This window comes from Agrobacterium sp. El2ro-1b (assembly GCF_048298475.1).
Lineage (GTDB): Bacteria > Pseudomonadota > Alphaproteobacteria > Rhizobiales > Rhizobiaceae > Agrobacterium > Agrobacterium fabrum.
Genome location: NZ_CP103458.1, coordinates 2,840,570 through 2,866,335 on the forward strand (window position 1 = coordinate 2,840,570; position 25,766 = coordinate 2,866,335).

Consider the following 25,766-nt stretch of genomic DNA (forward strand, 5'->3'; position numbering starts at 1 on the left):
AAAATTCATGTAACAATATAAGTTTCATGAAAATGAACGGCGCTCCCGCCTCATTCCCTGAACAATGGGTGCATCATGAAATTCGACGTCATCATCATCGGCGGCAGCTATGCCGGCCTTTCCGCCGCCCTGCAGCTTGGTCGCGCCAGAAAAAACATCCTGATCGTGGATGCCAGCGAACGCAGAAACCGTTTCGCCAGCCATTCACACGGTTTCCTCGGGCAGGATGGGAGAGCACCGGGCGAGATTATCGCCGAGGCGCGCCGACAGATCGAACGTTACCCGACCATACATTGGGTCAAGGGCAGGGTGACCGACGCCAAGGGCTCTTTCGGTGAGTTCATCGTTGAGATCGACGGCCGCCGCCGGGAGACGGCGGGCCGACTTATCCTCGCCATGGGTGTGACCGACGAACTTCCTGAGATTACCGGGCTGAGGGAGCGCTGGGGTTCTGCGGTCTTCCATTGCCCCTATTGCCATGGCTATGAGCTCGATCAGGGAAAAATCGGCGTCATCGCCGCTTCGCCAATGGCCATTCACCACGCGTTGATGCTTCCCGACTGGGGCGAGACGACCTTTTTCACCAATGGCATAGTCGAGCCGGATGCGGATCAGCATGCGCTGCTGGCAGCGCGCGGCGTCCGGGTGGAAACAACCCGCATCAGGGAGATTGCCGGGCATGCGGATGTCGTTCTGGCGGATGGCCGCAGCATGACGTTGGCCGGTCTCTTCACCCAGCCCAAATTGCGCATTAACGCGGATTGGATCGAAAAACTCGGCTGTGCGATGGAGGAAGGGCCAATGGGATCGACCATCGTGACGGACCCGATGAAACAGACCACCGCCCGCGGCATCTTCGCCTGTGGCGATGTGGCAAGACCGGCCGGCTCGGTCGCGCTTGCGGTGGGCGATGGCGCCATGGCGGGCGCTGCGGCTCACCGCTCCATCCTGTTCCCGGAAATGCACCAGTCTGAGACGAGGTTCAGCCAGCGGCCCGGGGGCATGCCGAAGGCATTTTTGAAATGCCGGGTGAAATGGGCCTGGTCCGCGAAGCCGCAGGCAAACGCCGTTTCGGCAAGGCTCGCACCCGCGCGCATCATGTCCTTGCATTTTTGCAGCCGGCGCATGATGAGATAACGGTGCGGGCTGGTGCCGAACAGGCAACGAAAGTGGCGGAAGAGTGTGAAGCGGTCGAGCCCGCTTATCTGTTCCAGCTCCTGCGACAGAACGGTGTCGGCGCTGTTTTCCAGCAGATAGTCCCGGCATCGCAGAACGGCGGCGCGGTCGATCCACTTGATGGGACTGGCGCTTCCGTTCGAATGTTTCCAGAGCAGATCCGAAAGCCGCGATTGCCAGTCGGTGAGAAGCAGACTGTCAGGTTCGCCGTCGAGATTGCCGAGTGCCTCGGTCAGGCATTGGCGGAACTCTTCGTCCTCAATGACGGCACTTCGGGCAAAGGGCAGCGTGTTGCATCCCGCCTCCGTCGTTTTCTCCGGTGGAAGGTAGAGCATGCGATAGTGCAGGCCTTCGTCCGTGCCTGCGCCACCATCGTGAACTTCATCGGGATGCAGAACGATGACATTTCCCGGCATGCTGAAATGCGATGTGCCACGATAGGAAAAGGTCTGTACGCCGGAAAGCGTGACGCCGAGCGCATAGGTATCGTGGCGATGCGGCGCATAGGCATTGCCGTGAAAGCGCGCGTCTATACGCTCTATGCCCTCGCTGGAGCGGGCCTGCACGATCCCTTCGAATTTGCACGAACGTTCAAGATCGTTGCTGCCCCGAGGCGCTAGGATCGCTTCTCTTTCGTAACCACAGCCAGATTGAGTTCGCATGTTTGATACCAAGATCGCCGTCATTCTTCGTGATGACCTTGCCGTGTGGCAAAAACTGAACGTCACCGCATTTCTCATGTCCGGCATTGTCGCCCAGACCGGAGAGATCATCGGGGAACCATACCGCGATGGCGCAGGCAACGTCTACAATCCCCTGTCCATTCAGCCAATCGTCGTCATGGCCACGGATCAGGAGGCGTTGCGGAAAATCCACCAGCGTTCCCTCGAGCGTGACATCACGACATCGCTCTACATCGAGGAAATGTTCGCCACCGGCCACGATGCCGCCAACCGCCAGGTGTTTTCGCAGTTTTCTCCCGACACTGCGAAGGTCGTCGGCATGGCGCTGAGGGCCGACAGGAAGATCGTCGACAAGATCACCAAGGGTGCGAAGCTGCACGCTTGAGGATCGGCCTTCAAACGCAAAAGGGAGGCTGTGGGCCTCCCTTCAATAGCGATGCAGTGATGGCCGCTTATTCGTCGTTCATCTTCAGAGCGGCGATATCGAAAAACTCGGCTGTGCGGTGAAGGAGGGGCCAATGGGATCGACCATCGTGACGGACCCGATGAAACAGACCACCGCCCGCGGCATCTTCGCCTGTGGCGATGTGGCAAGACCGGCCGGCTCGGTCGCCCTTGCGGTCGGCGATGGCGCCATGGCGGGCGCTGCGGCTCACCGGTCCATCCTGTTCCCGGAAATGTGAAAATCGAAGGAAGTTCCTAAAACTGGTGGCCCATGGAGGCCACCAGCACCAGCAAAAAGATCAATCAGCCCTTGGGCGGAAAGGGATCATTGCCATAGGAGTTACGCTCGCGGATACGACCGTTTTCTCCATGAATCAGCATTTCCGTTGCCTGATTTTGTGCGATCCCGCGGGCAATATCGATTGCTTCGCGTTGAGTTTCCACCACCCTCGTCGCCCTTTCTGCACCGGCGCCTTTTACGGCCCAGCCATCGGGATGAGGAACAACGTGTTGATTACGCTTATTCGTCATGTTCAGAACCTTTCGTCACGCGGAACGCCGGGAAAGCGCGGCTTCACGGCTGCCGACATGTTTCCGCTCTTTAAGGACATCGTTAACGCGGCCCGGATTGACGTCGAAGCTCGCTGCAATCCGGTTCTGGAATTCACCCTTCCAGTGGCGAAGCCAAATCTGGACGGCATCATCAAAAGTGAGCGTGTAGCTCGGCATATTGTCGTTGGTCATTATATTCTCCTGACTACGACGGAATGCCCTCTTGAAACGGAGACCGGAAAATGCGATTCTAAAAGTGTTAAGTGCTTCAGATATCGGCATTCCCAGTTATTCCGTCCAACGGATTTGGGCTTGTCCGCTGACACCATGGGTCACATTTCAGGTCGGGTACCAGCCCTCCTGCTTTGTGGCCCTTTTTGTTATTGCCAATCGCGACGGTGCTCGTTGGTGCGGTCAGCTAGTGCAATTCTTTCCATGTGATTCTCCTTTGCAACAATACTTGATCGGTACTTCTGTGGAGTCAATCCATTCACGACGATAAATGCGTGATTTTTAAAAATTCAGACAAAAAAATCATGAGATCAATTTGTCTATGTCAATCTTTAATATGTTGATAGACGTGAATTTTTCATAAAAAACTGATATTATACAATGTGTTATGATGTTTATGTCTGTCTGTTTGCGGATTTCTGTAGTTATCGTTGTTGTCTGAGTCAGCTTTCGTCCCAATGGATGGCGAGTCACTAGAGCCGTTGACGCGTTTAAGTCGCTCTGTAATAATAAGATAAATAGGAGTCGGAAGATGACTGGTCAAAAATCTAAAGACGCGTTGCTTGGTTTTCTCGACTATCTCGCTCGCAAGGGACTCATGAACAAGACAACAGCCTCCTCAAGAAAGGCGGCCGTTAACAATGTTCTGGGGATTCTGGACAGCGAGGAGGCGAAAGATGTGTCCATGATCGATCTGGACGATGTGATGCGTCGTTTTCAGAACCTAAATGGAATGAAATATACCGGCGACAGCTTGGCCACCTATAAGAGTAGGGTGAGGTCTGCTATCGATGATTTTCTTAGTTATGTTGAAAATCCGATGGCATTTAGGCCAAGCACAGGCAACGGCAAAAAAGCACGTGAGAATTCACGACCAGCCAATAGAGCGCAAAAAGAAAATACTGCGCCGCTTGCTTCTTCACCGACACTAAACACTCAAACACCGCCGCCGGTTGCCACGTTGATTTTGCCGATACCAGTTCGCGCTGATTTGACGGTTTATGTGCAGGGGATACCTCACGATCTAACTCAATCAGAGGCGTCAAGGATAGCGAACGTGATACGTGCTATGGCAATTGTTGATTAGTGTTAGCGGCGGATTTTCAGGTTACTTCTAGTAGGTGCAGGTTAAACAAGCGTAGCGCGCTGCCTGCTGTCGCGCCACGCCCTTGCAGCATTACAGATGCATCACTCGTCGTTCATCTTCAGAGCGGCGATAAAGGCTTCCTGCGGAATTTCCACCTTGCCGAACTGGCGCATGCGCTTTTTGCCTTCCTTCTGTTTATCCAGAAGCTTGCGCTTGCGCGTTGCGTCACCGCCGTAACACTTCGCCGTCACGTCCTTGCGCAGCGCGCGCACGGTTTCGCGGGCGATGACCTTGCCGCCGATGGCGGCCTGGATCGGGATCTGGAACATGTGCGGCGGAATGAGTTCCTTCAGCTTTTCGCACATGCAGCGCCCGCGTCGGTCGGCCGCAGAGCGGTGCACCAGCATGGAGAGGGCATCGACAGGATCGCCATTGACGAGGATCGACATCTTGACGAGATCGCCTTCGCGATAGTCGATGATGTTGTAATCGAACGAGGCGTAACCCTTGGAGATGGATTTCAGCCGGTCGTAGAAATCGAACACCACTTCGTTGAGCGGCAACTCATAGGTTATCATTGCGCGGTTGCCGACATAGGTCAGCTCCGTCTGCAGGCCGCGCCGGTCCTGGCACAGCTTCAGGATGCCGCCGAGATATTCATCCGGCGTCAGGATCGTCGCCTTGATCCACGGCTCGCGGATTTCCTTGATCTTCACCACGTCGGGCATGTCAGCCGGGTTGTGAAGTTCCTTTTCCGTGCCATCCGTCAGCGTCATTTCATAGACGACCGAAGGGGCGGTTGCGACGAGATCGAGATTGAACTCGCGCTCAAGGCGTTCCTGAATGATTTCGAGATGCAGCAGGCCGAGGAAGCCGCAGCGGAAACCGAAGCCGAGGGCGGCTGACGATTCCATTTCGAAGGAGAAGGAAGCGTCGTTGAGGCGAAGCTTGCCGACAGCCGCGCGCAGGTCTTCGAAGTCAGCCGCATCAACCGGGAAGAGGCCGCAGAATACCACCGGCTGCGCGGGTTTGAAGCCGGGCAGGGCCTGCGCCGTCGGGCGCTTGTCGTCGGTGATGGTATCGCCAACGCGGGTATCGGCGACTTCCTTGATCGAAGCGGTGATGAAGCCGATCTCGCCGGGGCCGAGGCTGTCGACATTGACCATCTTCGGGGTCAGCACGCCGACGCGTTCGATGCCGTATTTTGCGCCCGAACCCATCATGCGGATCTGCTGGCCCTTGCTCAGCACGCCGTCAATGACGCGCACCAGAACCATGACGCCGAGATAGGTGTCGTACCAGCTGTCGACCAGCAGTGCCTTCAGCGGGCCGTTTTCGCCGACATCGCTTTTCGGCGGCGGCAGACGGTCGACGATGGCTTCGAGAACATCGGGAATACCAAGACCGGTCTTGGCCGAAATCATCACGGCGTCGGAGGCGTCGATACCGATCACTTCCTCGATCTGCTCCTTGATGCGGTCGGGTTCGGCCGCCGGCAGATCGATCTTGTTCAAGACCGTGACCAGCTCGTGATTATTGTCGATCGCCTGATAGACGTTGGCGAGCGTCTGGGCTTCCACGCCCTGCGATGCATCGACCACCAGCAGCGAACCTTCGCAGGCCGAAAGCGAGCGGGACACTTCGTAGGCAAAGTCGACGTGACCGGGCGTGTCGATGAGGTTCAGCACATAGGTCTCGCCGTTATTTGCCTTGTAGTGCAGGCGCACGGTCTGGGCCTTGATGGTGATACCGCGCTCGCGCTCGATATCCATCGAATCGAGAACCTGTTCCGACATGTCGCGCTCGGCAAGGCCGCCCGTCGACTGGATCAACCGGTCGGCCAGCGTCGATTTGCCGTGATCGATGTGGGCAACGATCGAGAAGTTGCGGATATGGTCCAGGGGCGTGCGGGTCGAATTTGTGCTCATGTTCCGCGCTATAGCAGGGGCTTGTCATGCCGCAAAGCGGGAATTTGGTTAAAAGCCCTTTAAAATGGGCTTTCAGACCGCAAATTGCTCCGGCCAGTCGCGGCGAGTGGCAACCTGTCCTTCGGTACGCAGCCTTGCCACAGCGGCAAGATCGATATCGGCAATCAGCATCGTGCTCTCCGTCACCGCATCGCTTTCGCTTTCCGCAATGATGCCGGAGGCCGGCATGCCGTAGTCGGACGGCACATAAAGCGCCGCCCGCCCGCGATTTTCATCGACGGCAGGAGACCATGGAGCCTCGCCCGCGGTGGGGGAGGAAAGAACGGCATATTGATTTTCCAGTGCCCGGGCCTGTGCGCCGATGCGCACCCGGTAAGCGCCGGCCAAAGTGTCGGTGCAGCTTGGTGCCAGTACCAGTTCCACACCGAGTTCCGCCAGCTTGCGGCCGAGCATCGGAAACTCATTGTCGTAACAGATCAAAATGCCGAGCCTGCCGATGCTCGTCTCGAAGGCTTTCAAACCCTCGACCCCGGCATGAATGTTCCATTGCTCCCGCTCGAACCGGGTCATGATCTGCTTGTCCTGATAACCGATCAGGCCATCGGGGCCAAAGAGCCAGGCCCGGTTGCGGAACCTGCCGTCCGGGTCCTTCACCGGCGCACTGCCGGGCTGGAGCAGAATCTGGTGTTGTCGCGCCAGCTCCTCGCAAAGCTCCACCCAGGAGGGGATGAGTGGCTGTATCTCTTCAATGGAACGGTGCAGATCGGAGCGGGCATCGGGTGGCAATTGCCCGGTCAGCGCCATCGCCGAATATTCCGGCAGAAGCAACAGTTCCGCGCCCTTTTCCTTGGCCTCGCGGACGATGGCGGAAAGATGCGCCGCATAGGCCTCCCATGTCTCGATCAGTTCGATGGCATATTGGCTGGCCGCTAACCGTGTCATTCGTTTGCATCTCCGGCAATGATCTTCATCCAGAAGGACAGCGGTTTTGCGCTTTCGCTGCTCTCGTCGATGTCCTGCCATGTGAAGCTGGTGCGTAACTCGGGATGGTGGCGATAACCCCGCTTTTCCCAGAATTCATTCAGCGGCACGTAATCCACCGGGCGACGCGGATGATCGGCGGGTCGCTCGACGGCGCAGAAGGTGCAGCGATCGAAGCCGCGCCTCTTTGCATGGGCCTCCCGTTCCTCGAAGAAGCGTACTCCTATCCCGTGACCGCGATAGTCGGGCAGAAGCACGCTTTCTCCGAAATAAAATATCCGGTCCGGATCGTAGCCCGTCTCGAGGAAGGGCGCCTTCACCTCATCGGTTTCCGCCATCATCGGCATGCCGGTAGACATACCGACAACGCGCCCGTCATCGAGCGCCAGCACGAATACCGCGCCGTCAGTATCGGCATAGGTCGCGAGGTATTTGCGCTCATAATCCAGCGATCCGTCATAGAGATAGGGGAAGGCACGGAAGACGTTGATCCGCAGGCGTGCGAGGTCATCGAAATGGGGCGCTGCGTCGATGCCGGAAAGAGACTTGATTTCGACGGTCATGGGCATTTTCACTCTCGGTTGCACTGGTTATACCGTCATGGAACACCCGCGCAAGCATGAACGGAGAAGACGATGACCGCTGCCGAGACCATCCGCGCCTATTACGATGCCTTCAACAGTCAGGACATGGACGCCTTCCTGGCGCTGCTTCACGATGAGGTGGTGCATGACATCAATCAGGGCGAGCGCCAGACCGGCAAGGCCGCCTTCGCCTCCTTCATGGATCATATGAACCGCTGCTACCGGGAAAACCTCACCGACATGGTGATCATGGCGAGCGAAGACGGCAAACGCGCATCCGCCGAATTCGTCGTCAACGGCGAATATCTCAAGACCGATGAGGGCTTGCCGGAAGCGAATGGCCAGAAATACGTGCTGCCGGCCGGCGCCTTCTTCGACCTGAAGGACGGGAAGGTTAGCCGAGTAACAAATTACTACAATCTGAACGACTGGATCGCCCAGGTCGGCGCCTGAACCCTCATTTGCCATGCGGAACTGGCCGCAGAGTGGCAATTATAATTTCCATTATCATGGATATTGACTCCATCATATGAGAATAATAATCTCATATGATGGAAACTGAAGATCGAATTCTAGAACGCTCCATCGGCGAGCGGATCAAGGTGTTGCGGGCTGAAAACGGCCTGACGCTGGACCGGCTCGCTTCCGAATCCGGCGTCAGTCGCGCCATGATTTCGCGCATCGAGCGAGGGGAGGCGAGCCCCACCGCGTCGCTGCTTGCGCGCATCTGCGCAGCACTCGGCCTGTCGCTCTCCGGTTTCTTCGCGGAAAACGAAGAGGCGGTCTCCCCGCTGGTGAAGAAACACGACCAGCAGCTGTGGAAAGACCCGGAGACCGGTTATGTCCGCCGCGCTATTTCCCCACCACGGGTGGGGTCTGATGTCGATATCGTTGAAGTCGAATTTCCGGCAGGCGCGCGTGTCGGTTTTCCGCCGCACGCGGCAAGCCGGGGCATGACGCAATATGTCTGGCTCTTCGAAGGTGTTCTGGAGATGACGAGCGGCGGTGTCGTGCACCTGATGGAACCCGGAGATTGCCTGTTCATGCCGGTGGGCGAGGGGCATGTCTTTCACAATCCTTCCGAAAAACCCGCCCGTTATGCCGTCGTGCTGGATCAAAGACAGCGCTGATTTCCCAGAGGAGTTCATATGGCCAACATCCGCATATTGAACGGGCAAGAAACCATCGATGCCCTGCCCGAACTCTGCGACGTCCTTGCCGAGTGCGTGAATGGCGGCGCATCCGTCGGGTTTATGTTGCCCTTCTCCCCGCGGGATGCAGAACCCTTCTGGCAAGCCGTGGCGGAAAATGTGGGCGAGGGTGGTACGATCCACGTGGTGGCGGAAGTGGATGGCAGGGTGGTCGGCACCGTGCAGGTCGGTCTCGCTTCCAAGCCCAACCAGCCGCATCGCGGCGATCTGATGAAGCTTCTCGTGCATCCCAAGGCGCGCGGCCTTGGTCTCGCCCGCAAGCTTATGGAAAAGGTGGAGCAGGAAGCGGCTGCCCGTGGCCGTACCCTTCTGGTGCTGGATACGGCGACAGGCAGTGATGCCGAGGCGATCTATCCCCGCCTCGGCTGGCAGCGGGTTGGCGTCATTCCCGATTACGCCCTGTTTCCCGATGGGCGCTATTGCGGCACGACCCTGTTTTACAAGCGCATCGGCTAGATCTTTCGGGGGCCTATTGCCCGGGCTTCAACGTTCGGTTGAAGGCGGCAACGATCGTCTTTTCCAACTCGGCATGAATATCAGAACGATCACGCGGCCCGGCCGGTTCGCAGATCGGATCCCGCTCGCCAACGGATTTGAGAAACGCGCTGGCGCCTTCCTTGCAGAGGGGCAGGAAGCTGAAATGGTCGGCCTCGTCGACCTGCTGATAGGTTGCACCGGGCACCTCGGCCGCCAGCCTGTCCGCCAGCACTGCTGGCGGAATTTTCCCCTTGCTGCCGAGATTGATGAAGGTGAGCGGAATGTCGATCTTTCTCAAGCTCTCCGGCTGGAAGGCGAGTGCGAGGCCGGGATCGACCAGTACGGCGGAACGGACACGGGAATCGCGGTTCTGCTGTTCGAAACGGGCCTTGTCGAGGGTTCTGAGATCGAGCTTCGTCACGCTGACCGGCTCGTTATTGAGATAACCCCGGCCCCCAGCAAACCATTGGCAATCCGGCATCGTGGTATAGTCTTCGCAATAACGCGCATAGGCATCGAGGCCGGCGCGGGCGCCGGATATCTCCATTGCCGCGCTGCCGCCCAGCGAAAAGCCGACAACACCGATCCTGTCCGTGTCGACTGTGGCGGACCATTTGCCCTGTGTCGTCATCGCGGTGAGGATCGTGGAGAGATCGTCTGTTCGCTCCCAGATTTTAGGTGTATCGGCAGGCGTGGAATCGCCGCTGGTCGTGCCCGGATGGTTGGTGCCGGCAACGATGAAACCCTCACTCGCAAGTTTCGAGGCGATCCAAGCCATGCTGCGCACGCTAGACCCCGAGCCGTGCGACAGAAGCACCAGGGGAAGACGGCCAGGCTGCACCGCAGCGTCCTTGAAGGTAGGTGTGCCCTGAAAAATCCGATCCTCCCCGGAAAGCACCTGTGTGCCTTTGCCGTCGGATGGATACCAGATCGTCACGGCAAGATCCTTGCCCCGGTCCGGCGAATGGATGGCGATGTCGCTGACGCCGACGGCCTCGCCCGCGAAAAGCGGTTGGATGGCGAGAGCGGAAAACAGGAAGGTCGTGATGGTCGTAAAGGTGCGCATGAAAACCCCGTGCGGTGAAAAGAACGAGATGCAATCTGCGCCGTCACCGGTTTTTTGCGTCCTTGATCGCGTTTGAGGTCGTACCGAAACGCGATCTGGTCCATGACTGGGCAAAATAGGGTCTCGCTCAGGGGATATCGTTCGTGCTGTTCATTCCGCTGCCTTTTGTCGTAGCGCTTCTGCTGGTCGTCATGTTCATCGTTTTCCTGCGCAGCGGAGACGATGTGCGGACCAACCGGGCCTTTCTGGCGTCCATTGCCCTTTGCGCTGTGCAATCCGTCCTGGTGGGGCTGCGTTGGGGTTATGGCATCAGCGAAATGCGTTATGCTCTGCCGATCCTTGCCGCCTGCCTGCCGCCTCTCATCTACATCGCCTTTCGCGGATTGATGGGGGCGGGGGCGGAGAGCCGCAGGGTGATGCTCGCCAGTCTGGCTTTGTCGCCACTGTTGATCGTCGTGCTCGAATTTGCATTTCCGGCGGCGATCGACATCGCGCTGATCATCATTTTTGTCGGCCACGCCGTCGCGCTTCTTCTTCTGGGGAGGAAGGGCCCGGATGGGCTGGACGAGGCGCAATTCGCCAACGTCGCCTCGGCGCACCGGGCGCTCATCATCGCCGCCGTTGCTCTTTGTGTTTCTGCTCTTTTCGATCTGCTTGTGTTTTTTGATTTCGAATGGGCGCAGGGGCAGAATGTTGCAGCACTCGTCAGCAATGCCAATCTTTTCGGATTGTTGTTGATCGGCCTCATGGCCGCTCTCGCCGGTAAAAGCAAAGCGCCGCAAACAGCGGCGGAGCCGATTTCGGACTTATCGCCGCCGGCAGAACCATCCGAACAGGACCGGGACATCGTCGCAAGGGTTGACCGGCTGATGGAGGTGCAGGCGCCTTATCGCGACGAGAACCTCAACCTGTCCCGGCTTGCGAGACGCCTCGGCCTGCCAAGTCGGCAAATCTCGGGAGCGATCAATCGTTCCCTCGGCGTCAATGTCTCGCAATATGTCAATCAGCTCCGCATCCGCGAAGCCTGCCGGCTGCTGGAGGAAACGGAGCAATCGGTGACGGCCATCATGTTGTCCGCCGGCTTTCAGACCAAGTCTAATTTCAACCGGGAATTTCGCCGTGTCACCGGCATGAGTCCGGTCGACTGGCGCGAAAGGGAAGTGTGGAAACTGGTCTCGCCAAACAAAACGGCCATCCGGCAGATGCCGGATGACCGTATGAAGCCTGAAGAACCCTTGAAGATCGTCGGAAAATGACTGTCGATCAGAGCGTGCCGTTACGCTGCTGGATCATCATATAGGTATCATAGGTATATTCGGCGATCTGGGCCCAGAGATAGGCGTCCTTCTTGAAGGCCTGCTGACTTTCATAGATCTTCTTGAAGCTCTCGTTCTTGGCCGAAATCTCCGCATAGGTATCCTGCGCTGCCTTGTGGCAGACGTCGAGAATTTCCTGGCTGAAGGGGCGCAGGATGGCGCCCTGTGCCACGAGTTCCTTTAGCGCCTTCGGGTTGCGGGCATCGTAACGCTCCAGCATGCTGGCGCTGCCGGCGGCGCAGGCGTCTTTCAGGATGCGCTTGTAGTTTTCAGGCAGATCGTTGAACTTCTGCAGGTTCACGAAAGCATGCACGGCCGGGCCGCCTTCCCACCATGCCGGGTAGTAGTAGTATTTCGCGACCTTGTAGAAACCGAGCTTCTGGTCGTCATAGGGACCGACGAATTCGGTGGCGTCGATCGTGCCCTTTTCCAGCGCCGCATAAACATCGCCGCCGGCGATCTGCTGCGGTGTCACGCCAACTTTCTGCATCACCTGGCCGGTCAGGCCGGCAATGCGCATCTTCAGGCCTTTGAGGTCGTCGATGGTGTTGATTTCCTTGCGGAACCAGCCACCCATCTGGGCGCCGGTATTGCCGAGCAGGATCGAGTAGATATTGTGCTGGGCAAGGAATTCATTGAGCAGCTCGTTGCCACCGGCCTGGTTGAACCAGGCATTTGTCTGGCGTGCATTGAGACCGAAGGGGACGGAGGTCCCAAGGGCGAAGGTCGGGTCCTTGCCGACATAATAATACGAGCAGGTATGCGCCATTTCGACGGTGCCGGCCGTCACCGCATCCGCCGCCTGCAGCGCCGGCACGATCTCGCCGCCGGCAAAATGCTGGATGATGAAATTGCCGCCGGAGGCTTCCTTGACATGGTCGGCAACGATCTGGCCTGCGCCGAAAAGGATGTCGAGGCCCTTGGTGAAGGACGACGTCATGCGCCAGGTAATCTTGGGGTTTTCCTGCGCGATGGCCGGAGCGGCCAGAGCGGTTGCGGTAACACCGGCGCCGACGGCGCCCGCCTTGCGGATAAATGATCTGCGATCCATGTCGATAAGCCCTGCTATCTCTGCAAATACAGGCGAACCGCACGGTACGCCTCCCGCTGGCTACTAAACATTTATCCCCGCAGCCATCAAGAGGGAATATTGAAACTCGCGTGGCTCTTTCTTTGCCTTAAGACCCACTGCGTTTTAACGCCGGGTCATCCATTGCAGGATTATAAAACAGCGAAAGCGTCAGGCTTCTGGCGATGCGTTCCGCCGTTTCCATGAACCAGTCATGCGCCTTTCTGCTCGGCGCGATGTCATCGAGCGTCGCTGAAAACAGTGCGAGCCATTGCGGAAAAAGCTCCGCCGACATGCCTTTCACCCCCAAATGCGCCTGCACGGGTTTGCCGCCATAGCTGCCATTCTTGAAGGCGATAGCCGTCCAGAACTGTTTCATCCTGGCCATATGTTCCGGCCAGCGGCCGGCCAGCCGTGCATCAAAAACGGGGCCAAGTGTGGGGTGTTCAAGAACACGGCCGTAAAAGGTCTCGACCAGGAGGTCGACGAAAGCGGCATCGACGCCGATCTCGGCCATGGCCTTTTCCGCCCTGTCCTGAATTTCCGCATTGTGGGCGGCTCGCCCTGCAATCTGATCCTGCATCGTCTTTCCTTTTGGGCAAATTTACCCTGCAGCGCCGCAGGCTGCAATGCGACCCTTTGCCTTATTGGAATAATTCTAAAATGGCTTGATCGCGGTGGCGCGCGGATGTATTTAGAATTATTCTAAAGAGGTTTCAGCCATGTTTCGCAGTCTTTTTTCCCTGTCCAAACGTCCATTTTCCTCGCTCGGCGAACAGGAAATCCTCGCTCTCGCCATTTCGTCCGAAGAAGACGATTCCCGTATCTACCGTTCTTATGCCGATCATCTGCGCGCGCAATATCCGCAATCGGCCAAAGTTTTCGAGGATATGGCCGAGGTGGAGCAGCAGCATCGGAATGTCCTGATCGATATGCATCGCCGTCGTTTCGGCGAAACCATCCCGCTGATCCGCCGCGAACATGTGCGCGGTTTTTACGAACGCACGCCGGACTGGCTGGTGAAGAACCTGTCGCTCGAGAAAATCCGCGCCCAGGCCGAATTGATGGAAGCGCAGGCGATCCGTTTTTACGATGAAGCCGTCAAACGCACCACCGATGCGTCCACCCGCAAGCTCCTGGGTGATCTGGCCGAGGCGGAACGGGGTCACGAGGACATCGCCCAGATGCTCGAGGAAAAACATCTGGATGAGGGCGGCCGGACGGAAGAGGAGGAAACCGCCAAGCGGCAGTTCCTTCTGACCTATGTGCAGCCGGGCCTTGCCGGCCTTATGGACGGCTCCGTCTCGACGTTGGCGCCGATCTTCGCGGCGGCCTTTGCCACACAGGATACGTGGCAGACCTTCCTGATTGGTCTTTCCGCCTCCGTCGGTGCGGGTATTTCCATGGGCTTTACGGAGGCCGCTCATGACGACGGCAAGCTTTCCGGCCGTGGATCACCGCTGAAGCGCGGCCTGGCGTCCGGCATCATGACAGCCGTTGGCGGTCTCGGCCACGCGCTGCCCTATCTCATTCCACATTTCTGGACGGCCACGGCGATTGCCGCCATCGTCGTTTTTGTGGAACTCTGGGCCATTGCCTTCATTCAGAACCGCTTCATGGAAACGCCGTTCCTGCGGGCGGTGTTTCAGGTCGTCTTGGGTGGCTCGCTGGTGCTGGCGGCGGGCATTATCATCGGCAACGCGTAAAAAAAAGAAAGAGCCCGCGACGGCGGGCTCGATCAAAATTATATCAGACCTGGAATTTGAGTGTCAGCGCAACGCGCCGACGAGAACGTCGCGACCATCTTCGATGGAAATCCAGCGGCCCGTATTGAAGGACGCCTGACGTTTCAGATAGGTGTAGTTGGTGTCGGTCCAGAGCTTCACGTCGTCGGTGAGGTTGTCGAGAATATAATCTCCATCCGTGGTGCGAAGCGTCAGCACGGCATGGCCTTCGCCATCAGGCTTGCGCACGACGGTGATCAGCAGATCGGCCACGGAAAAACCGCGCTCGATCAGCTTCTTGCGCTTCAGCAGCACGAAATCTTCGCAATCGCCGGCGGTCGTCGGATATTCCCAGACCTCGTCCTTGCCGTAGATTTCCTGGTCGGTCATCGCCACGATGGTGGTGTTGACGGAAGTATTGATCTCGCGAATGACGCCCCAGCCATAGTCGGTAACGCGCGGCGGCGGCGTCACCTTGCTGCGGATGTTGCACTCGTCGGCGTATTTCTGACAGAATTCGTAGTGGCCGATTGGCTGGGACGTGATCCCGCCCGTTACCATGGAAGGGCTTCCCTTGATTTCCGCCATGGCGGAGGCAGCAGTCATTAGCCCGGCAGCAACTGCAAACAGCAGAGCACGCGCCAGCGGTGCGTTCATCATGAAACCCGTCCCTTAAATTCTTAACGAAAAGTTAAGAGGGATGGGGGGTAGGAGTCAATCACTAGCAATCGATGGCGCGCAAGACTCGTTGAATATGGTTAAGAGCGTTGCGCAAATGCCTATATTGCAAGGGCTTTGACGGCCGCGAGCATCCGCTCGATATCCTGCGGTCGGGAAAGCCGGTGGTCTCCATCGCGGATCAACGTCAGCACCACGTCGTCGGCCGGAAGATGTTCGATGAGCTTCAGCGCATGCTGATAGGGAACGTCGGGATCGCGCATGCCCTGCAGGATGTGAACGGGGCAACCGGTGGTGATGATGCCCGTGAGCACGCGGTTCTGCTTTCCGTCTTCCATCAGCGCGCGGGTGAAGATGTTGGGCTCGGGGCTATAGTCCGAATGTTCCTCGAAATAACCCCGCTCTGCGAGAGAGGTCTTTTCCGCGTCCGAAAGGCTGGGCTCTATCAGTTCCTGCGTGAAATCGGGCGCAGGCGCGATGAGAACCAGACCGGCGACCGAGGGCCCGCCACCCGCCTTGCGCAACTCCTCGATCATGCGCAACGCAATCCACCCGCCCATCGACGAGCCGACGAGAACGACGCGCGACGACGCCTTGGCGCGCACTACTGCAAGTGCCTCTTCGAGCCATCGCGAGATCGTGCCTTTGTTGAAATCGCCGCCGGAAGCGCCATGGCCGGAATAATCGAGCCGCAGGCAGGCAAGGCCGTTTTCCGCTGCGAAGCGATCGAGTTCAACTGCCTTGGTTCCCGTCATGTCGGAGCGATAGCCGCCGAGCCAGACGAGCGTGGGTGCATCCGGCTGAGATGTTGCTGGGCGATGGAGGAGGGCGATGTTGCGGGCATCCTCGCCCATTCCTATATGCAGGAATTCAGCAGTCTGTTCGGTCATGTATATGCAATTCTCCTGATTTTCGTGCAATATCGGCGGCGTATTTGCAAAAACCGTGGCAACAGGTGATCTTTTCGGGCAGATATGCTATTGACTTCGCCACGGCAATAACGACATTTCCGCCGCTTGTACCAAACAAGCTGTTTTTTGCTGACGTGATCCAGAAACAGATCAGGAGAATACGACCATTCGCAGACCTTTCAAAGCCGATGCCCCCGTTAAGGAGGGCCCGCGCTCCAACCGGGAAATTCGGGTTCCCAGAGTTCAGCTTATTGATGAAGAGGGCCAGAACCTCGGTAGCATGCCGACGGATCAGGCTTTGAAAATGGCGGAAGAGGCCGGTCTCGATCTCGTCGAGATTTCGCCTAACGCTGAACCGCCGGTATGCAAGATCCTCGATCTCGGCAAGCTTAAGTACTCGACCCAGAAAAAGGCCGCTGAAGCGCGCAAGAAACAGAAGATCGTCGAAGTCAAAGAAATCAAGATGCGCCCCAACATCGACACGCATGACTATGACGTGAAGATGAAGGCGATGAACCGGTTCTTTGACGAGGGTGACAAGGTGAAGGTGACCCTGAAGTTCCGTGGCCGTGAAATGGCCCACCAGGAACTCGGCATGAAGCTTCTCCTTCAGGTTAAGGAAGATACCCAGGCAATTGCCAAGGTGGAAGCCGAGCCGAAGCTGGAAGGCCGTCAGATGATGATGGTTCTCGCCCCGAGATAATTTGCGCCAGTTCTGAAAGCTGCGTAAATCACCGCCGCAAGGGGAAATTCTCATTCCCCGTTGCGCTTTTAGCCGACTGCGGTTATAAGCGCGCGTCCGAACGGTCCGGCAGGGCATGCCGAGGCCGTTCCTGAATAGCTTGAAATAGGCCTCGTCTGCCTGTTTCGATACAAAAAACGGAGTAGCAAAATGCCCAAGATGAAGACGAAGTCCGCTGCAAAAAAGCGGTTCAAGATCACCGCCACCGGCAAGGTTGTTGCAGCCGCCGCCGGTAAGCGCCACGGCATGATCAAGCGTACCAACAAGTTCATTCGCGACGCGCGTGGAACCATGGTTCTCGCCGAAGCTGACGGCAAGAAAGTCGTCAAGAACTACCTGCCGAACGGTCTCTGAGACTTTTCCGCACTTTTGGACACTTTAAGGAGATCATGACATGGCACGCGTAAAACGTGGCGTAACTTCCCGCGCCAAGCACACCAAGACACTCAAGGCAGCCAAGGGCTTCTACGGCCGCCGCAAGAACACCATCCGTGCAGCAAAGGCTGCCGTGGATCGTTCCAAGCAGTACGCTTACCGCGACCGCAAGGTCAACAAGCGTAACTTCCGCGCTCTGTGGATCCAGCGTATCAACGCTGCTGTTCGCGAATCCGGCCTGACCTACGGCCGCTTCATCGACGGCCTGAACAAGGCTGGCATCGAAGTCGACCGCAAGGTTCTGTCCGACATGGCTATCCATGAGCCGGCAGCATTCGGCGCGCTCGTTGAAGCAGCGAAGAAGGCGCTTGAGTACCTCAAGGATGCCGGTACGACCAACGAGTTTGAAACCGCTGTAAAGTAATTACGGCGCGGACAATCTGTTGTCATTTTAAACCCGCGTCGGGAAACCGGCGCGGGTTTTTCGTTTTGAGCTGCTGATACATTTCCATCGGTGTTTTTTAATTTAGAAATTTAGAAGAGTTGGAGTATTCACGCCGTTTGGAGCGAAACCTTTGGTGGACGAAAATGCTGGTCAATAAAAGTGAGGTTGTGGAAGCGGAAGGTTTTCGCGTTCATCTTGACGACGATGACATCGCAACCGTGATGCGCGTCCTCCTAAAAAGTGACCGGCGCATTCAGAAGGTCGAGCTTTCGCAGCTGACGGTGTGGATCAAACGGCAGGGCACGGAACGTGTGACCTGGTGGATGAAAATGCAGAAGCTGCTGTCGAAACTTCTGCCCTATACTTTTCTTCGTCCTTCCGAACCGCTTGACGGTGCGGGCCTCATGCAGCGAGAACTGGAAACATTGCAGCAGTTCCAGCAACGCGGCTTCCCGGTTCCGCCGCTGATCTATTCTTCACGCACGGCGGTGGTGCTGGGAGATGTCGGACCGACCCTCATGGAGCGGATGGACGTGCTGAAGTCGTCCGATCCGGTGGAGCATGACGCCTTGCTTGTGAAATCCGCAGAAGCGCTCGGCGAGCTGCATGCTGCGGGCCTCTGCCACGGCCGCCCGCATGTGCGTGATTTCTTTTTAAAGGACGGCCGTGTCGGTTTCATGGATTTCGAGGAGCGCCCGCAGGAGGTCATGCCGCTTGAAACGGCGCAGGCCCGCGATATCTGGCTGCTGTTTCTGCAGGTCGCGACCCGTGCCTGTAATGCCCCTAAAACCCGCGACGCAGCCTTTTCACGCTGGCTTGAATACGCCCCACCCCGGGCGGTCGAAGAATTAAGCCGCCTGACCGGCATTCTCGGGCGATTTTTACCGCTTGCCCGGTTGATCGGGCGCGTGCGGATGGGTAGTGATCTGCGACGCTTTATCATGGCGACCGACTATCTGATGAATGCTGTGAACACCGACGCCGCTGTTAAAAAGTCCGGCAAGGCAGGAAAAGATGACTGAACTTGATACCTTGAAATCGCAACTGATGTCGGAGATCGCCGCCGCTGCCGATGAGCCGGCCATCGAGGCCGTGCGCGTCTCCGCGCTCGGCAAGAAGGGCTCGGTTTCGGAGCTTCTGAAGACGCTTGGCAGCATGACACCGGAAGAACGCCAGACCCGTGGCGCTGCCATCAACCAGCTCAAGACCGAAATCACCGATCTGATTAGCGAGCGCAAGAACGCGCTGAAGGATGCGGCCATCGCCGCCCGGCTGAAGGCGGAAACGGTGGATGTCAGCCTGCCGGTGCGCCAGTCGCCTGCCGAGCGCGGCCGCATTCATCCGATCAGCCAGATCGTCGATGAAATCACCGCCATCTTCGCGGATATGGGTTTCTCGATCGCCGAAGGTCCTGATATCGAGACCGATTATTACAACTTCACGGCGCTGAATTTCCCCGAAGGCCATCCGGCCCGCGAAATGCACGACACCTTCTTCTTCCAGCCGGATGAAAACGGTGAGCGTAAGGTGCTGCGCACCCACACTTCGCCTGTGCAGATCCGCACCATGGAAAGCCAGAAGCCGCCGATCCGCATCGTCATTCCCGGCAAGACCTATCGCCAGGATTCCGATGCCACCCATTCGCCGATGTTCCATCAGGTCGAAGGCCTTGTCATCGACAAGAAGGCACATGTCGGCAATCTGCGCTGGGTGCTGGAAGAGTTCTGCAAGACCTTCTTCGAGGTCGACAGCGTCGTCATGCGCTTCCGCCCGTCCTTCTTCCCCTTCACGGAGCCGAGCTTCGAGGTAGATATCCAGTGCGACCGTTCCGGCCCGATCGTCAAGTTCGGCGAAGGCAAGGACTGGATGGAAATCCTCGGCTGCGGCATGGTGCACCCGAATGTGCTGCGCGCCGGCGGGCTGGACCCGGACGAATATCAGGGCTTTGCCTGGGGCATGGGCCTCGACCGCATCGCCATGCTGAAATACGGCATGCCTGATCTGCGCGATTTCTTCAACGCCGATGTCCGCTGGATGAATCATTACGGCTTCCGCCCGCTCGACATGCCGACGCTGTTCGGCGGTCTGAGCGTTTAATCCGGTTAGCCAAGGAGCAAAGACATGAAATTCACTCTTTCCTGGCTGAAGGAGCATCTCGATACCGATGCGACGCTGGACGAGATTTGCGAGCGGCTGACGGCAATCGGTCTTGAGGTCGAGGACGTTGACGACAAGGCGGCCTACAAGCCCTTCGTCATTGCCAAGGTGGTTTCCGCTGAAAAGCACCCCGAGGCAGACCGCCTCAAGGTGCTGATGGTGGATGCCGGTGACGGCAAGCCGGTGCAGATCGTCTGCGGCGCCCCCAATGCACGCGCCGGCCTCGTTGGCACGCTGGCGCGTCCCGGCATGTATGTTCCGGGCATCGATGTTACCCTGGCCGTCGGCAAGATTCGCGGTGTCGAAAGCCACGGCATGATGTGCTCCGAAAAGGAGCTCAACATTTCCGACGATCACGACGGCATCATCGATCTGCCGCAGGATGCGCCTGTTGGTACCTCCTTCGCCACCTATGCCGGCCTCGACGATCCGGTCATCGAGATCAACCTGACACCAAACCGCCCGGACTGCACCTCGATCTACGGCATCGCCCGCGATCTTGCGGCTTCCGGTCTCGGCAAGCTGAAGACGAAGGCCGCGCCCTCCTTCACGGTAGAAGGCGCAACGCCTGTCGACGTGAAGCTGGAGCTGGACGACGCGGCCCTCTGCCCCGGCTTTTCCCTGCGTATTGTGCGCGGCGTCAAGAACGGCCCGAGCCCGAAATGGATGCAGCAGCGCCTGATGGCGATTGGCCTGCGCCCCATCAACGCGCTTGTTGATATCACCAACTACATGACCTTCGATCAGGGCCGGCCGATGCACGTCTTCGACGCCGCCAAGGTCAAGGGCGATCTCACTGTTCGCCGTGCGCAAGAGGGTGAAACCATCCTCGCGCTCGACCAGCGCGAATACAAGCTCGGCCCGAACAATGTCGTCATTGCCGACGAAAAGGGCCTTGAGTCGATTGGTGGCGTCATGGGCGGCGAACATTCCGGCTGCGACGACAACACCATCGACGTGCTGATCGAATCCGCTCTCTGGGATCCGATCAACATTGCCAAGACCGGCCGTTCGCTCGGCATCATCACCGATGCGCGTTATCGTTTCGAGCGCGGCGTCGATCCGGAATATATGGTTCCGGGTCTCGAACGCACCACCGAACTGGTTCTGGAACTTTGCGGCGGCATCGCTGGCGAAGCCAAGGTCGTCGGTTACAAGGGCCATCAGCCCAAGGTCGTGGATTTTCCGCTCTCGGAAGTGAAGCGTCTGACCGGTCTTGAGGTTTCGGCGGAAGAGAGCCGCACCATTCTCAAAGGCCTCGGTTTTGGCGTCGAGGGAACGGGCGAGCGCGTATCCGTCACCGTCCCGTCCTGGCGTCCTGACGTCGATGGCAAGGCCGATCTGGTCGAAGAAGTCATGCGCATCCACGGCGTTGACAATATCAAGCCGGAGCCGCTGGAAAACTTCGGTGCTGTCAACGGCCGTATCCTGACCACGCTGCAGATCCGCACCCGTACTGCGCGCCGTGCCTTGGCAAGCCGTGGAATGCTGGAGGCCGTCACATGGTCCTTCATCCCGGAAGCGCAGGCGAAGCTTTTTGGCGGCGGTTCGCCCGCGCTGAAACTGGCCAATCCCATCGCGGCCGACATGTCGGATATGCGGCCCTCGCTGCTGCCGGGCCTTCTCACCGCCGCCCAGCGCAATGCCGACAAGGGCCATGGCGACGTGGCGATCTTCGAGGTTTCCGGCACCTATGAGGGCGATACGCCTGAGAAGCAGCGTCGCGTTGCCGGCGGTATCCGCCGTGGCACGGCCTCGCTCGCTGGCAGCGGCCGAATGTGGTCCAACGCGGCCAAGGGTGGCGGCAAGCCGGTGGATGTCTATGATGCCAAGGCCGATGCTCTCTCGGTGCTGGAAGCCTGCGGCCTGCCCATGGCCAATGTGCAGATCGAAGCCGGCGCGCCTTCCTGGTATCACCCCGGCCGTTCCGGCACCATCAAGATGGGTCCGAAGGTCGTGCTTGGATATTTCGGTGAGTTCCATCCCAAGACGCTGTCCGAACTGGATGTCTCCGGCGCCTATTGCGGTTTCGAGATTTATCTCGACGCCATGCAGGAGCCGAAGAAAAAAGCGACCCGCACCAAGCCTGCGCTCGAACTTTCGCCCTTCCAGGCAGTCAAGCGCGACTTCGCCTTCGTGGTCGACAAGTCGGTGGAAGCAGGAGCCATCATCAAGGCCGCAACGAGCGCTGACCGAAAGCTGATCACCGGCGTCAACGTCTTCGACATCTTCGAAGGCGCATCGCTCGGCGAAAACCGCAAGTCGGTGGCCATCGAGGTCCAGATCCAGCCAGTCGACAAGACGCTGACCGACGAGGATTTCGAAGCCTTGACGGCCAAGATCGTTGGCAATGTCGAGAAATCGACAGGCGGCGTTCTGCGCGCCTGAAAGCTGATGGCGGAATGAAAAAAGCCGCGGCAGTTGCCGCGGCTTTTTGTTTTAGCGGTTGGCCATCTGCGACATGCGCTCGGGATATCGTTCCCCTGCAACCTTTGTCGGCGAGAGGAGCGCGCCGAGACTGGCGACTTCGTCCGCCGTCAGCGAAACATCCGCTGCAGCCACGTTCTTTTCCAGATTGGCAATCTTCGTGGTGCCGGGGATCGGCACGATGAAGTCGCCCTGGGCCAGCACCCAGGCGAGCGCCAGTTGCCCGGCGGTAACGCCCTTGTCAGTCGCCATGTCTTCCAGAAGCTTGATGAGCGCCAGATTGGCATCGAAGTTTTCGCTCTGGAAGCGCGGCAGGCCGCGTCGAAAATCATCGGCGGCAAGGCCGTCGAGTGACTTCAGTGCGCCCGTTAAAGCGCCGCGACCGAGCGGGCTGAAGGGGACAAAACCGATACCAAGTTCGCGGCAGGTTTCCAGCACGCCGTTTTCCTCCACGTCGCGGGTCCACAGCGAATATTCGCTCTGAATAGCCGCAATGGGATGAACGGCATGCGCTTTGCGAAGGATTTCGGCGCTCGCTTCCGACAGGCCGAGATGTTTCACCTTGCCCTGTTGGACCAGCTCGGCCATGGCGCCTACCGTATCCTCTATCGGCACATTGGGATCGACGCGATGCTGGTAGAACAGGTCAATGACATCGACGCCGAGGCGTTTGAGCGAGGCTTCTGCGACGGCGCGCACATTTTCAGGCCGGCTGTCGGTGCCCACCATCATCTGGCCTGCGGGTTTGCTGGGGTCGATCCTGAAACCGAACTTGGTGGCGATGACCACCTTATCGCGATAGGGCTTCAGACCCTTGCCGACGAGAATTTCGTTATTGTAAGGCCCATAAACCTCTGCCGTATCAAAAAAGGTAACGCCGAGTTCCACGGCACGGTGCAGCGTCGCTATTGCGCTGCTTTCATCGCCGGTCGGGCTATAGGCATGGGTCATTCCCATGCAGCCAAGGCCAAGCGCCGAAACGGTAAGGTTGTTTCCGAGGGTTCTTTTTTTCATCTGTTCGTCCTTCCATAAGGAACCGCCCGTCATCAGGGCGTGATCAGAAAATAACGTCTCATGGCGGTAAAAATAATCGCTGCAAATCCGCTTGGGTTGTTCTATCATTTAGAACAATGAACCGTGTGCAACTCTCCCAGCTGGCCGTTCTCGCCGCCGTCGCCGAAGGCCGCAGCTTCCGCAAGGCCGCAGCCGAACTTGCCATTGCGCCCTCAGCCGTCAGCCATGCGGTATCCTCTCTTGAGGCAAGCCTGGGCATGCGCCTGCTGCATCGTACCACGCGGAGTGTTTCGCCGACAGAGGAGGGCAGGCAGCTCCTAGAGACACTGGGTCCGGCGCTTGCCGATATCGATGCGGTCATCGAGACGCTTGCCGAGCATGGCGGGAGACCGGCTGGCCCCCTGCGCATCACCTTGCCGAGACTGGCCGCCGAGGATCTCATCGTGCCCCGGCTGGGCGAGTTCCTGCGGCTTTATCCCGATATTTCCCTCGAAATATCAACGGATGATCGCTTCGAAGACATTGTCGCGAAGGGCTTCGATGCCGGTCTGCGTCTCGGAGAGCATCTGGATGCGGATATGATTGCGGTGAAGGCGAGCGGCGCATGGCGCGGCGCAATTGTTGGTGCTCCCGCCTATTTCGAACAGAATACACCGCCGCGTGACCCCAGAGATCTCATCCGCCATCGCTGCATCCGCCGGCGCTTCGCCAGCGGCCTTGTCTATCGCTGGGAACTGGAGAAAAATGGCAAACCGTTGGTGGTTGATGTTCAAGGGCCGCTGATCCTGTCGGACCAGAGCCTCATTCGTCGGGCGGCAATCGACGGCGCGGGGCTTGCCTTTGTTTTCGAGCAGCGCGTTGAGGACGATATCAGGGAAGGCCGGCTCATCCGCGTGCTGGAAGACTGGTGTGCACCCTTTGATGGTTTTTACATCTATTATCCCTCGCGCCGGCAGATGCGCCCGGCGCTGAGGGCCTTCGTGGATTTCTTCCGCTTCCGGGGCTGATCAGAACTTGATGCGATAACGGATATGGCCGTCGCTCTTCACGTAGCTGTCGTAAAGCTTCTGGGCGCGGTGATTGCCTTCGTCGGTGTTCCAGTAAAGCCGGGACCAGCCCCTATCCTTGCAAATGGTGATCAGGTCGTCCATCAGCGCCCGGCCCGTTCCCTTGCCGCGAATCGCGCCATCGACAAACAGATCTTCCAGATAACAGTCCGGTGCCTTCACCCAGGTGGAATCATGGAAATGGTGGATGGCGAAACCGGCCATTCGCTCACCGAGCATGGCCACGCGCATGGAAACGCGGGATACGGGATCGAGGATACGCGCCCAGGTGTGTTCCGTCACATCATCGGCAAGATCGACCTTATAAAAAGCGAGGTAATCGTTCCAGAGGCGCAGCCATTCCGCTCGGTCGGCCGGCTGCACATCGCGAATTGTAAGTTCCATCTTATGCACCTGCTTTGTCGAGAAGGGTCATCATCTCATCCGTCAGCTTCAGCTCGACGGCGCGTTTGAAGCTCTCAAGCTGCGACAGGCTTGTGGCGCTTGCGATCGGCGCCGTCACCGCTTGTTTCCGCAACAGCCAAGCCAGCGCGATATCCGCGAGCTTGGCCCCGGTCTGTACGGCCACAGCATCCATGGCGCCCAAAACGGCAAGACCGCGCGTGTTGACATAATCGCCCACCCGGTAGCTGCGGGCGACGCCTTCCGTATCGGCCTTGGCGCGATATTTCCCGGTCAGGAAGCCAGCGGCGAGGCTGTAATAATTGATGACGCCGATCTCTTCCTTGACGCAAAGGTCGGCAAGAGGACCTTCAAAATCCGCGCGGTTATAGAGGTTATATTCGGGCTGCAGCACGTCATAACGCGGAAGATTATTCTTCGCGGCCACGTCCAGCGCCTCCTGAAGTTGGCTCGCGGAATAGTTGGAGCAGCCGATGGCGCGGATTTTCCCCTGTTCCTTCAGTTTTGCGAAGGCGGCAAGCGTCTCTTCCAGCGGCACTTCAGGATCGGGTTTATGGGCGAGATAAAGGTCGATATAGTCGGTTTGCAGCCGCTTCAGCGAGGCTTCGACAGCTTCAGCGATCCACCTGGCGCTGAGGCCGGTCTTCTGGCCGCGATTGTCGAAACCGACTTTGGTGACGATAACGGCATCCTCGCGCTTCACGCTCGATTGCTTCAGCCATTTGCCGATGATCGCCTCGGATTCGCCGCCTACATGCCCGTCCACCCAGGCGGAATAGACATCCGCCGTGTCGATGGCGTTGAACCCGGCGTCGAAAAATGCATCGAGCAGGGCAAAGGAAGTCTTCTCATCCGCTGTCCAGCCGAACACGTTGCCGCCGAAGACGATCGGCGCGATGGAGAGGCCGGTCCGGCCAAGGCTTCGTTTTTCCACGGGAATGCTCCTGTTGCTGACTTTGCCGCAGGTTAGCAATTGCCCGCCTGCATAACCATTCAATTCCTTTGATGTCACTCATCAG

The 25,766-nt window shown here is 58.3% G+C and carries 28 protein-coding genes and 2 pseudogenes; 16 read left to right on the forward strand and 14 right to left on the reverse strand.

Annotated elements, in window-relative coordinates; genetic code table 11:
• Nucleotides 1–75: 75 nt before the first annotated feature.
• A pseudogene (locus tag NYR50_RS13845) lies at nucleotides 76–960 on the forward strand (NAD(P)/FAD-dependent oxidoreductase); the annotation flags it as partial.
• Here NYR50_RS13845 and NYR50_RS13850 read toward each other — a convergent pair.
• The gene (locus NYR50_RS13850; protein ID WP_418137308.1) at nucleotides 936–1,742 is read right to left on the reverse strand and encodes an AraC family ligand binding domain-containing protein; all 807 of its coding nucleotides are present in this window, start codon (nucleotides 1,740–1,742) and stop codon (nucleotides 936–938) included. The pseudogene NYR50_RS13845 and the gene NYR50_RS13850 overlap by 25 nt on opposite strands.
• 94 nt (nucleotides 1,743–1,836) lie before the next feature.
• Here NYR50_RS13850 and NYR50_RS13855 point away from each other — a divergent pair, with 94 nt between their 5' ends.
• Nucleotides 1,837–2,244, forward strand: coding sequence for a DUF2000 family protein (locus NYR50_RS13855; protein ID WP_121690877.1), 408 nt, complete (start codon nucleotides 1,837–1,839; stop codon nucleotides 2,242–2,244).
• Between the two features lie 97 nt (nucleotides 2,245–2,341).
• A pseudogene (locus NYR50_RS13860) lies at nucleotides 2,342–2,542 on the forward strand (thioredoxin reductase); the annotation flags it as partial.
• 64 nt (nucleotides 2,543–2,606) lie between these two features.
• Here NYR50_RS13860 and NYR50_RS13865 read toward each other — a convergent pair.
• The gene (locus NYR50_RS13865) at nucleotides 2,607–2,834 is read right to left on the reverse strand and encodes a DUF2188 domain-containing protein (protein WP_111781391.1); all 228 of its coding nucleotides are present in this window, start codon (nucleotides 2,832–2,834) and stop codon (nucleotides 2,607–2,609) included.
• A 15-nt stretch (nucleotides 2,835–2,849) separates the two neighbouring features.
• Nucleotides 2,850–3,047 (reverse strand): hypothetical protein, encoded by a 198-nt coding sequence (locus NYR50_RS13870; protein WP_174006608.1) that lies wholly within the window; start codon nucleotides 3,045–3,047, stop codon nucleotides 2,850–2,852.
• A gap of 571 nt (nucleotides 3,048–3,618) precedes the next feature.
• Here NYR50_RS13870 and NYR50_RS13875 point away from each other — a divergent pair.
• A complete protein-coding gene (locus tag NYR50_RS13875; RefSeq protein ID WP_174006196.1) occupies nucleotides 3,619–4,173 on the forward strand; it encodes a hypothetical protein in 555 nt (184 codons plus the stop codon).
• 101 nt (nucleotides 4,174–4,274) lie between these two features.
• Here NYR50_RS13875 and lepA read toward each other — a convergent pair whose 3' ends face one another.
• From lepA to NYR50_RS13890, 3 genes are all read right to left on the reverse strand, one after another.
• Nucleotides 4,275–6,101: a translation elongation factor 4 gene (lepA, locus tag NYR50_RS13880; RefSeq protein WP_418136314.1), complete on the reverse strand. Its 1,827-nt coding sequence runs from the start codon at nucleotides 6,099–6,101 to the stop codon at nucleotides 4,275–4,277.
• Nucleotides 6,102–6,173: 72 nt separating this feature from the next.
• A complete protein-coding gene (locus NYR50_RS13885; protein WP_418136315.1) occupies nucleotides 6,174–7,043 on the reverse strand; it encodes a carbon-nitrogen hydrolase family protein in 870 nt (289 codons plus the stop codon).
• Nucleotides 7,040–7,645, reverse strand: a complete 606-nt coding sequence (locus NYR50_RS13890; RefSeq protein WP_418136316.1) for a GNAT family N-acetyltransferase — start codon at nucleotides 7,643–7,645, stop codon at nucleotides 7,040–7,042. The genes NYR50_RS13885 and NYR50_RS13890 overlap by 4 nt, the downstream gene beginning before the upstream one ends.
• A gap of 72 nt (nucleotides 7,646–7,717) precedes the next feature.
• Here NYR50_RS13890 and NYR50_RS13895 point away from each other — a divergent pair, with 72 nt between their 5' ends.
• The 3 genes from NYR50_RS13895 (at nucleotide 7,718) to NYR50_RS13905 (ending at nucleotide 9,333) form a co-directional block, all read left to right on the forward strand.
• Nucleotides 7,718–8,119 carry a ketosteroid isomerase-related protein gene (locus NYR50_RS13895; RefSeq protein ID WP_418136317.1) on the forward strand — a complete coding sequence of 134 codons (402 nt, stop codon included), beginning with the start codon at nucleotides 7,718–7,720 and terminating at the stop codon, nucleotides 8,117–8,119.
• A 95-nt stretch (nucleotides 8,120–8,214) separates the two neighbouring features.
• Entirely contained in the window at nucleotides 8,215–8,796 is a 582-nt protein-coding gene (locus tag NYR50_RS13900) for a helix-turn-helix domain-containing protein (RefSeq protein WP_418136318.1), read from the forward strand.
• An 18-nt stretch (nucleotides 8,797–8,814) separates the two neighbouring features.
• The gene (locus NYR50_RS13905; RefSeq protein WP_418136319.1) at nucleotides 8,815–9,333 is read left to right on the forward strand and encodes an N-acetyltransferase family protein; all 519 of its coding nucleotides are present in this window, start codon (nucleotides 8,815–8,817) and stop codon (nucleotides 9,331–9,333) included.
• Between the two features lie 13 nt (nucleotides 9,334–9,346).
• On the opposite strand, the gene NYR50_RS13910 is transcribed toward NYR50_RS13905, so the two are convergent.
• Nucleotides 9,347–10,420, reverse strand: a complete 1,074-nt coding sequence (locus NYR50_RS13910; RefSeq protein WP_418136320.1) for an alpha/beta hydrolase family protein — start codon at nucleotides 10,418–10,420, stop codon at nucleotides 9,347–9,349.
• 143 nt (nucleotides 10,421–10,563) lie between these two features.
• Between NYR50_RS13910 and NYR50_RS13915 the strand changes: the two genes are divergently transcribed.
• Nucleotides 10,564–11,676 (forward strand): helix-turn-helix domain-containing protein, encoded by a 1,113-nt coding sequence (locus NYR50_RS13915; RefSeq protein WP_174006623.1) that lies wholly within the window; start codon nucleotides 10,564–10,566, stop codon nucleotides 11,674–11,676.
• 7 nt (nucleotides 11,677–11,683) lie between these two features.
• Here the strand turns inward: NYR50_RS13915 and NYR50_RS13920 are convergent, their stop codons facing one another.
• Nucleotides 11,684–12,787 (reverse strand): TRAP transporter substrate-binding protein, encoded by a 1,104-nt coding sequence (locus tag NYR50_RS13920; protein ID WP_174006626.1) that lies wholly within the window; start codon nucleotides 12,785–12,787, stop codon nucleotides 11,684–11,686.
• A gap of 127 nt (nucleotides 12,788–12,914) precedes the next feature.
• The gene (locus NYR50_RS13925) at nucleotides 12,915–13,388 is read right to left on the reverse strand and encodes a group III truncated hemoglobin (RefSeq protein WP_174006629.1); all 474 of its coding nucleotides are present in this window, start codon (nucleotides 13,386–13,388) and stop codon (nucleotides 12,915–12,917) included.
• A 139-nt stretch (nucleotides 13,389–13,527) separates the two neighbouring features.
• Here NYR50_RS13925 and mbfA point away from each other — a divergent pair, with 139 nt between their 5' ends.
• Nucleotides 13,528–14,511, forward strand: a complete 984-nt coding sequence (gene mbfA / locus NYR50_RS13930; RefSeq protein ID WP_006310098.1) for an iron exporter MbfA — start codon at nucleotides 13,528–13,530, stop codon at nucleotides 14,509–14,511.
• A gap of 63 nt (nucleotides 14,512–14,574) precedes the next feature.
• On the opposite strand, the gene NYR50_RS13935 is transcribed toward mbfA, so the two are convergent.
• Nucleotides 14,575–15,189, reverse strand: coding sequence for a transglutaminase-like cysteine peptidase (locus tag NYR50_RS13935; RefSeq protein ID WP_006310099.1), 615 nt, complete (start codon nucleotides 15,187–15,189; stop codon nucleotides 14,575–14,577).
• 119 nt (nucleotides 15,190–15,308) lie between these two features.
• Nucleotides 15,309–16,097 (reverse strand): alpha/beta hydrolase, encoded by a 789-nt coding sequence (locus tag NYR50_RS13940; protein ID WP_418136321.1) that lies wholly within the window; start codon nucleotides 16,095–16,097, stop codon nucleotides 15,309–15,311.
• Nucleotides 16,098–16,284: 187 nt separating this feature from the next.
• Between NYR50_RS13940 and infC the strand changes: the two genes are divergently transcribed.
• The 6 genes from infC (at nucleotide 16,285) to pheT (ending at nucleotide 22,225) form a co-directional block, all read left to right on the forward strand.
• Nucleotides 16,285–16,821: a translation initiation factor IF-3 gene (gene infC, locus NYR50_RS13945; RefSeq protein ID WP_080728780.1), complete on the forward strand. Its 537-nt coding sequence runs from the start codon at nucleotides 16,285–16,287 to the stop codon at nucleotides 16,819–16,821.
• A 189-nt stretch (nucleotides 16,822–17,010) separates the two neighbouring features.
• On the forward strand, nucleotides 17,011–17,214 hold the full coding sequence (gene rpmI / locus NYR50_RS13950) for a 50S ribosomal protein L35 (RefSeq protein WP_003493355.1): 204 nt from the start codon (nucleotides 17,011–17,013) through the stop codon (nucleotides 17,212–17,214).
• Nucleotides 17,215–17,254: 40 nt separating this feature from the next.
• Entirely contained in the window at nucleotides 17,255–17,659 is a 405-nt protein-coding gene (rplT, locus tag NYR50_RS13955) for a 50S ribosomal protein L20 (RefSeq protein WP_010970766.1), read from the forward strand.
• A gap of 164 nt (nucleotides 17,660–17,823) precedes the next feature.
• Entirely contained in the window at nucleotides 17,824–18,702 is an 879-nt protein-coding gene (locus tag NYR50_RS13960; RefSeq protein WP_418136322.1) for a lipopolysaccharide kinase InaA family protein, read from the forward strand.
• Nucleotides 18,695–19,777, forward strand: coding sequence for a phenylalanine--tRNA ligase subunit alpha (gene pheS / locus NYR50_RS13965; RefSeq protein WP_174006644.1), 1,083 nt, complete (start codon nucleotides 18,695–18,697; stop codon nucleotides 19,775–19,777). The genes NYR50_RS13960 and pheS overlap by 8 nt, the downstream gene beginning before the upstream one ends.
• Nucleotides 19,778–19,801: 24 nt before the next feature.
• Entirely contained in the window at nucleotides 19,802–22,225 is a 2,424-nt protein-coding gene (gene pheT, locus NYR50_RS13970) for a phenylalanine--tRNA ligase subunit beta (protein ID WP_418136323.1), read from the forward strand.
• A gap of 51 nt (nucleotides 22,226–22,276) precedes the next feature.
• Here pheT and NYR50_RS13975 read toward each other — a convergent pair whose 3' ends face one another.
• Complete coding sequence (locus tag NYR50_RS13975; protein WP_418136324.1) at nucleotides 22,277–23,278, reverse strand: aldo/keto reductase; 1,002 nt, start codon at nucleotides 23,276–23,278, stop codon at nucleotides 22,277–22,279.
• Between the two features lie 116 nt (nucleotides 23,279–23,394).
• Here NYR50_RS13975 and NYR50_RS13980 point away from each other — a divergent pair, with 116 nt between their 5' ends.
• Nucleotides 23,395–24,285: a LysR family transcriptional regulator gene (locus tag NYR50_RS13980; protein ID WP_418136325.1), complete on the forward strand. Its 891-nt coding sequence runs from the start codon at nucleotides 23,395–23,397 to the stop codon at nucleotides 24,283–24,285.
• On the opposite strand, the gene NYR50_RS13985 is transcribed toward NYR50_RS13980, so the two are convergent.
• Together NYR50_RS13985 and NYR50_RS13990 are read right to left on the reverse strand one after the other, a co-directional pair.
• Entirely contained in the window at nucleotides 24,286–24,729 is a 444-nt protein-coding gene (locus NYR50_RS13985) for an N-acetyltransferase family protein (protein WP_418136326.1), read from the reverse strand.
• A 1-nt stretch (nucleotide 24,730) separates the two neighbouring features.
• Complete coding sequence (locus NYR50_RS13990; RefSeq protein ID WP_418136327.1) at nucleotides 24,731–25,681, reverse strand: aldo/keto reductase; 951 nt, start codon at nucleotides 25,679–25,681, stop codon at nucleotides 24,731–24,733.
• Nucleotides 25,682–25,766: the final 85 nt, after the last annotated feature.

Coding starts and splice junctions, on each gene's coding strand:
- lepA (WP_418136314.1), bottom strand. CDS start 6,101: ATGAGCACAAATTCGACCCGCACGCCCCTGGACCATATCCGCAACTTC.
- pheT (WP_418136323.1), top strand. CDS start 19,802: ATGAAATTCACTCTTTCCTGGCTGAAGGAGCATCTCGATACCGATGCG.
- NYR50_RS13940 (WP_418136321.1), bottom strand. CDS start 16,097: ATGACCGAACAGACTGCTGAATTCCTGCATATAGGAATGGGCGAGGAT.
- pheS (WP_174006644.1), top strand. CDS start 18,695: ATGACTGAACTTGATACCTTGAAATCGCAACTGATGTCGGAGATCGCC.
- rplT (WP_010970766.1), top strand. CDS start 17,255: ATGGCACGCGTAAAACGTGGCGTAACTTCCCGCGCCAAGCACACCAAG.
- NYR50_RS13975 (WP_418136324.1), bottom strand. CDS start 23,278: ATGAAAAAAAGAACCCTCGGAAACAACCTTACCGTTTCGGCGCTTGGC.
- rpmI (WP_003493355.1), top strand. CDS start 17,011: ATGCCCAAGATGAAGACGAAGTCCGCTGCAAAAAAGCGGTTCAAGATC.
- NYR50_RS13925 (WP_174006629.1), bottom strand. CDS start 13,388: ATGCAGGATCAGATTGCAGGGCGAGCCGCCCACAATGCGGAAATTCAG.
- mbfA (WP_006310098.1), top strand. CDS start 13,528: ATGTTTCGCAGTCTTTTTTCCCTGTCCAAACGTCCATTTTCCTCGCTC.
- NYR50_RS13910 (WP_418136320.1), bottom strand. CDS start 10,420: ATGCGCACCTTTACGACCATCACGACCTTCCTGTTTTCCGCTCTCGCC.
- NYR50_RS13980 (WP_418136325.1), top strand. CDS start 23,395: ATGAACCGTGTGCAACTCTCCCAGCTGGCCGTTCTCGCCGCCGTCGCC.
- NYR50_RS13885 (WP_418136315.1), bottom strand. CDS start 7,043: ATGACACGGTTAGCGGCCAGCCAATATGCCATCGAACTGATCGAGACA.
- NYR50_RS13960 (WP_418136322.1), top strand. CDS start 17,824: ATGCTGGTCAATAAAAGTGAGGTTGTGGAAGCGGAAGGTTTTCGCGTT.
- NYR50_RS13855 (WP_121690877.1), top strand. CDS start 1,837: ATGTTTGATACCAAGATCGCCGTCATTCTTCGTGATGACCTTGCCGTG.
- NYR50_RS13985 (WP_418136326.1), bottom strand. CDS start 24,729: ATGGAACTTACAATTCGCGATGTGCAGCCGGCCGACCGAGCGGAATGG.
- NYR50_RS13870 (WP_174006608.1), bottom strand. CDS start 3,047: ATGACCAACGACAATATGCCGAGCTACACGCTCACTTTTGATGATGCC.
- NYR50_RS13890 (WP_418136316.1), bottom strand. CDS start 7,645: ATGACCGTCGAAATCAAGTCTCTTTCCGGCATCGACGCAGCGCCCCAT.
- NYR50_RS13900 (WP_418136318.1), top strand. CDS start 8,215: ATGATGGAAACTGAAGATCGAATTCTAGAACGCTCCATCGGCGAGCGG.
- NYR50_RS13905 (WP_418136319.1), top strand. CDS start 8,815: ATGGCCAACATCCGCATATTGAACGGGCAAGAAACCATCGATGCCCTG.
- NYR50_RS13895 (WP_418136317.1), top strand. CDS start 7,718: ATGACCGCTGCCGAGACCATCCGCGCCTATTACGATGCCTTCAACAGT.
- NYR50_RS13865 (WP_111781391.1), bottom strand. CDS start 2,834: ATGACGAATAAGCGTAATCAACACGTTGTTCCTCATCCCGATGGCTGG.
- NYR50_RS13920 (WP_174006626.1), bottom strand. CDS start 12,787: ATGGATCGCAGATCATTTATCCGCAAGGCGGGCGCCGTCGGCGCCGGT.
- NYR50_RS13935 (WP_006310099.1), bottom strand. CDS start 15,189: ATGATGAACGCACCGCTGGCGCGTGCTCTGCTGTTTGCAGTTGCTGCC.
- NYR50_RS13875 (WP_174006196.1), top strand. CDS start 3,619: ATGACTGGTCAAAAATCTAAAGACGCGTTGCTTGGTTTTCTCGACTAT.